Origin of the sequence: Pseudoalteromonas sp. MMG022, assembly GCF_021654245.1 — a bacterium.
In the GTDB taxonomy this organism is placed as follows: domain Bacteria; phylum Pseudomonadota; class Gammaproteobacteria; order Enterobacterales; family Alteromonadaceae; genus Pseudoalteromonas; species Pseudoalteromonas amylolytica.
The window spans coordinates 17,614-23,108 of the sequence record NZ_JAKFZQ010000004.1; the positions used below are offsets into that span (position 1 = coordinate 17,614).

At 43.2% G+C, this 5,495-nt stretch carries 5 protein-coding genes; 4 read left to right on the forward strand and 1 reads right to left on the reverse strand.

What is annotated here, in order from left to right; all coding sequences use genetic code 11:
• Window positions 1-5: 5 nt before the first annotated feature.
• From L1070_RS04745 to L1070_RS04760, 4 genes are all read left to right on the forward strand, one after another.
• Complete coding sequence (locus L1070_RS04745; protein ID WP_237124678.1) at window positions 6-776, forward strand: transporter substrate-binding domain-containing protein; 771 nt, start codon at window positions 6-8, stop codon at window positions 774-776.
• A 52-nt stretch (window positions 777-828) separates the two neighbouring features.
• Entirely contained in the window at window positions 829-2,196 is a 1,368-nt protein-coding gene (locus L1070_RS04750; protein ID WP_070983129.1) for an MFS transporter, read from the forward strand.
• A gap of 20 nt (window positions 2,197-2,216) precedes the next feature.
• Window positions 2,217-2,897 (forward strand): single-stranded DNA-binding protein, encoded by a 681-nt coding sequence (ssb, locus tag L1070_RS04755; RefSeq protein WP_237124679.1) that lies wholly within the window; start codon window positions 2,217-2,219, stop codon window positions 2,895-2,897.
• A 177-nt stretch (window positions 2,898-3,074) separates the two neighbouring features.
• Window positions 3,075-3,512, forward strand: a complete 438-nt coding sequence (locus L1070_RS04760; RefSeq protein WP_237124680.1) for a GNAT family N-acetyltransferase — start codon at window positions 3,075-3,077, stop codon at window positions 3,510-3,512.
• 152 nt (window positions 3,513-3,664) lie between these two features.
• Here the strand turns inward: L1070_RS04760 and L1070_RS04765 are convergent, their stop codons facing one another.
• On the reverse strand, window positions 3,665-4,381 hold the full coding sequence (locus tag L1070_RS04765; RefSeq protein WP_237124681.1) for a type II CAAX endopeptidase family protein: 717 nt from the start codon (window positions 4,379-4,381) through the stop codon (window positions 3,665-3,667).
• Between the last annotated feature and the right edge of the window lie 1,114 nt (window positions 4,382-5,495).

Genomic DNA, 5,495 nt, shown 5'->3' on the forward strand with positions numbered 1-5,495 from the left:
GTTTTGTGCGTCTGATAGGGCCATGTATCGGCCTCTCACTGTTATTACTTTCTTGTGTACTCAATGCCAGCACTTCGCATTGTGAATTCATCGTGCGTTTTGAAAACTACTCTGCGCAATCGCAACAAGATGCACAATTACGTTGGCATGGCTTGGATGTAGACTTTGCCAAAAGTTTGCTCGAAGAAATGGGTTGCAGCCATCGGTTTGTCAGCGTTCCTTGGGGTCGCGCGTTAAAAATGCTTGAAGTCGGCGAGATTGACTTAATGCTGAGTGTGTCAAAAACCGCTCAGCGGATGCGCTTTGCCTATTTTATAGGCCCTCAGCGAATGGAAAATATTGTCTTTGCTACCAATGGGAAAAGGCCGTTTTATGTGCAGTCACTTGAAGAGCTGTTTTCACTAAGCATGCCTGTGGCCATCCAGCGTGGAGCCTATTATGGCGAAGCATTTGAAAAGAGGATGACACAAGAAGCTGATTCAGAAGATAAGTTTATCTATGTGCCAGATAATCAGCGCAAGCTCCATTTACTACGCAATGGACGCATCTCAGGCTTTTTAGAGGAAAAGTACAACATCATGTATCAGGTTGACCATAATCCTGATTTTATTGAGATTGAAATTGCCCCGTTGGTGGTTAACTCCGAACCCGTTTATATTGCCGTGAGTAAAGAGAGCGTAACGAAAGCGCAAATAGAGCAGCTAAAAGCAGCGTTTGAGCGATTGCGTAGTTCTGGAAAGTTAGCGCAAATTTTAAAAAAATATAAGTTAGACTGAGTTTTTTTGATAGACTGTGGCGCGCTAAACTGAGCAGAACTAAACGAGTACTATGTCTAATCAATCTTTAAATCTTCTGGAAAAACGCGCTGCGCTGTCACTGGCCAGTGTGTTTGCATTTCGCATGCTTGGGCTGTTTATGCTGATGCCCGTGTTGGCTATTTATGGTCAATCACTTGAGCATGTATCGCCAATGTGGATTGGGCTCGCTATCGGTGCATACGGTTTAACGCAAGCTTTGTTGCAAATTCCCATGGGGTGGTTGTCTGATAAGTTCGGCCGCAAGCCTGTGATTATATTTGGTCTGATGATATTTGCTTTAGGCTCGGTTATCGCCGCGTTGGCTGACTCGATTTATTGGGTGACCGTGGGGCGAGCCTTGCAAGGCATGGGCGCGATTGCCAGCGCACTACTTGCTTTGGCCGCCGATTTAAGTCGTGACGAACAGCGTCCAAAAGTGATGGCGGTCATAGGCATGTGTATTGGTTTAAGTTTTGCCTTTGCGATGTTACTTGGTCCTATGGTTGCAGCTGCGTTTGGTATTTCTGGTGTGTTTTGGCTCACCGCAGTGTTGGCATTATGTGGTATTGTCATCATCCTATTTGTGGTGCCCAGTGCTATCAACAAAGCACCAAAAGGCGATACTGTGGCAACACTGGTGGATATTCGCAAACTGAGTCGCCATCCACAATTGTTACGCCTAGACTTGGGCGTTATGCTACTGCATTTATCACTCACAACGATGTTTGTGGTACTGCCAGGGCAGTTGATAGCTGATGGCCTTAACGCAGATGCACATTGGCAGTTATATATTCCGGTTTTACTGTTAGCGTTTGTATTAATGGCACCGCTGATGATAATCGCCATTCGTAAGCAAAAAGAACGTGAAACATTTTTAGCGGCGATTGTATTGATCATACTGAGCACATTTAGCCTGACCTTGGTTGCTGATTCGGTCATTGGCATTGCTGTTTGTATGCTTTTGTATTTTGTAGCATTTAACTTTTTAGAAGCGACGATGCCAGCACTGGTATCGCGAATTGCTCCCGCTTCTCAGAAGGGATCCGCGATGGGGATTTTTTCGTCGGGTCAATTTTTTGGGGCATTTTTAGGCGGAATTTTAGGTGGTTACATCGCCCAGCACGGAGAAGCCAATGGAGTGTTTGCGGCAGTGGCCTGTGTTGGGGTAATATGGCTACTTATTGCATGGCGAATGCAGATCCCGCCCAAGAGTAAAATAATCAGCTTAATGACCGACCTATCTGAGCCTCAACAGGCGGAAGTGTTGGCCGATAAGCTAGTCGCATTACCAGGTGTGATCGAGGCGATAGTCGTGAGCGAAGAAAATCGCAGCTATCTGAAGATAGATGATAAAAAATTTGATTTAAACCAAGCTAAGCAAGTACTTGGCTTGCATTAATAGTGTGAGGAGAGGGTGCCATGGCACGCGGTGTAAACAAAGTTATTTTGGTTGGTAATCTAGGACAAGATCCAGAAGTACGCTATATGCCTAACGGCAATGGTGTTGCGAATATCAGTATTGCCACTACAGACAGCTGGAAAGATAAAAACACAGGCCAGTTGCAAGAACGCACCGAGTGGCACCGAGTGGTGTTATTTGGCAAGCTAGCTGAAGTTGCGGGTGAATACTTGCGCAAGGGCTCACAAGTCTACATTGAAGGTCGTCTACAGACGCGTAAATGGACAGACCAAAGTGGCCAAGAAAAATATACCACAGAAATCGTTGTTGATATGGGCGGTCAAATGCAAATGTTAGGCGGTCGTGGTGAGCAGCAAGGTGGCGCACCGTATCAAGGTGGCCAACAGCAGCAAAGCAACTATGGTCAGCAGCAGTACGCAAGCCAAGCGCCACAGCAGCAACAATACTCACAAGGTGCTCAGAGCCAACAGCAACCAAGCCAAGGCCACACACAACAAAGTGGTTATGCACCTTCGCAACAGAGTAACACTCATCAAGGAGGTGGTTTTGCACCTCAGCAGCCTTCACAACAAAGTGCACCACAGCAACAAGGTGGCTTTGCTCCTAAGCCTGCGCAATCAGGTGGCGCGTCTAACCCAATGGAACCGCCAATTGATTTTGATGATGATATTCCGTTCTGACCAAAGACAAAAATATAAATGTTGAAAACATTCCTGAAAGCCGCTATTGAGCGGCTTTTTTAATGCCCAAATAAAATAATCTGTACCTAATATTGAAAGTCATTCCTGCACCCATATCTCTTATCAAAATAGTCACCAGTTGTGTTTTAGTTAACGCGCTGACAAAGAGGGATAAAGGTGGAAATATCACTTCAGGAAATAACCAAAGATAACTATGAAGCTGTTTGTGATCTCGATGTTAAAAAAGAACAGGAAGAGTTGGTTGCATGCAATATGTGGTCTCTTGTTGAGTCCATGTTTAACGATGGTTATGTTACAAGAGCGATATACGCAGACAATGAAGCGGTTGGCTTTTTAATGTGGGTTAAGGAGTCTTTGCATAAAGTCTCAATCTGGCGCTTTATGGTCGATCAAAATCATCAACAAAAAGGCATTGGCCGCGTGGCTTTAAAGCTTGCCTTAAGAGAGATAAGAACATACCAAGACCTTAAAGAAATTGAAATTTGTTACATGCCACACAACCCCGTTGCAAAAGCCTTTTATGCAAGTTTTGGGTTTGTTGAGATTGGTATGGATGAAGCCGATGAAGAAATGCTCGCAAGTATCAAGCTGTAACGATCGCTTATAAATGTTTATTAAAGCTAGACAATAAAAAGGCCTTCATTGAAAGACCTTTTCATTTGCATCATATTCTAAGCGGCAAGGGTATAAATATATTCATACCTAATTATGCATTATTGTTGTTCGTGAATGATGATTAGCTGCTTTTAAACAGCAACAAACTCTACATAATAAATCGTTTTGCCTACCACTGTGATATTGATAAGCGCATGCATGAGCACACAGGTTAGAATTGAGTTGGTATGCATTCTTGCCAGACACAGCATGATCCCCTGACAAAATATAATAGCAATCAGGTATAACTCGTACTGAGGATGTACCATACCCCATAGTAAAGAGGTAACGATCACCGCACCTGCGGGGCGTAAAAATGAGCGTGAAAAACCATGGAACAAATAACCACGAAAGAATAGCTCTTCAAATAGAGGCGCAATCACTATCACTGCGATTAACAGCAACCATAGTGCATCGGCTGAAGTATAAAGCGACACCGCATAGTCATCCGCAAAGGGTTTACCCATGGCATACATGATTGTGTGGCTAACTAGCAGAAATAATGCTGTTACACCTAGCCACTTAGCCAAATCGGGCATGGAAGAGGCTTTGACAGCTAAATATTGTAAGAAGTCTTTTGTTCCGAATCGGACCAGCGCAAATATCAAGGTCGAGCAGACCAGAAAAGAGGCGAAAGTGGCAACGGATACAACCCAGGCATCACTCGCCTTGTTTCCCGCAGCCAATTTTGCGGCATCTACATAGTGCGAAGAAACACTGTCTTGCACCAATATAAATAAGAAAAGAATGAGCGCTCCACCAAGTAAAGTGCCTATAAAGCCAAAGTAGTGATCGGTTTGTCTAATCATTAGAATATTCCTTATAGTCATAGCAGACATTTGTTTATAACGTTAATCATTCAATTCACGTTTATCCATTACCAGCCACACTAACTACCAGCGCAGATCACAGCCACGCAGCATTTAGTCGTTGATATACTTTCCATGTAATAGGCACGATATTGATAAATAGTGAGTTGTTGTAGTAATGGTAAGAATAGCGCCGTAGTGAATAGGGTTCATGCTCTACCATATGGAGATGACATTAACACAGAGATAACACTTTAGTAATATGAATTATGTAATAACTTATTACAGAAAAACAGTACAAAGCGAGATAAGATGGCTCTTCAAGACTAGTACAGTTGAGTTCTACCTGCTACCTGATAGTTCATACAGGACGAGCAAAGGCAGTGGCTTTTCCTGTTACCTGACAGTTCCTACAGGCAGGGTGAAAATATCGCATTTCCAAGGACCTAAAAAGCGCTTTTTAAGGGCGCTTACTCTTCGCTGTTCTCGCATCAAAAAGCTGCATAATCACAGCCATTAAATTATTGCCAAAAGCCCATTATTACTAGCTTCTCGGGATCATTAAGCAGCGCCAGTCGATTTATTTTAACTTCCTAAACACGTCATGATTACCATAAAAAATTGCAATAGTTCTTAGTGTGCGTCAACGGCGTATACGGCGGCCATATGGCGTCAAAATCCCACCCTTAACACCTACCTAGTATTTATCCCAGTACTGCTCAATCACCACATCGTAGACAATTTGTTCAAGCATGTATTGATGCACTCCATACATTGCACCTTCTTTTATGAAGCTAGCTCAGCTTAGACAGCTTTACTTATTGAATAAGGATAAAAAGGTGTGAGCACTTACTTATATAAGTGTTGGGTGAGTTTCAATATGACTGCAAACCTTATCTTTAAAGCAAGTAAGTAACGCTGAAGGCAAGGGGAGCGCTTTGGTTCGTTGGCATCATTTTTTTGAAAAATGAGGCGGTAAATAGAGTGCTAATTGTGTGCGGCTTTTATGACTTAGGTACCAGCATTAAATGTGATGCAGCGGTGCTTTAGAGCGACACCTAAACACATGGTTAGTGAACAAGTTCTAATAAAACAATAATAAGGGAAGCAATAT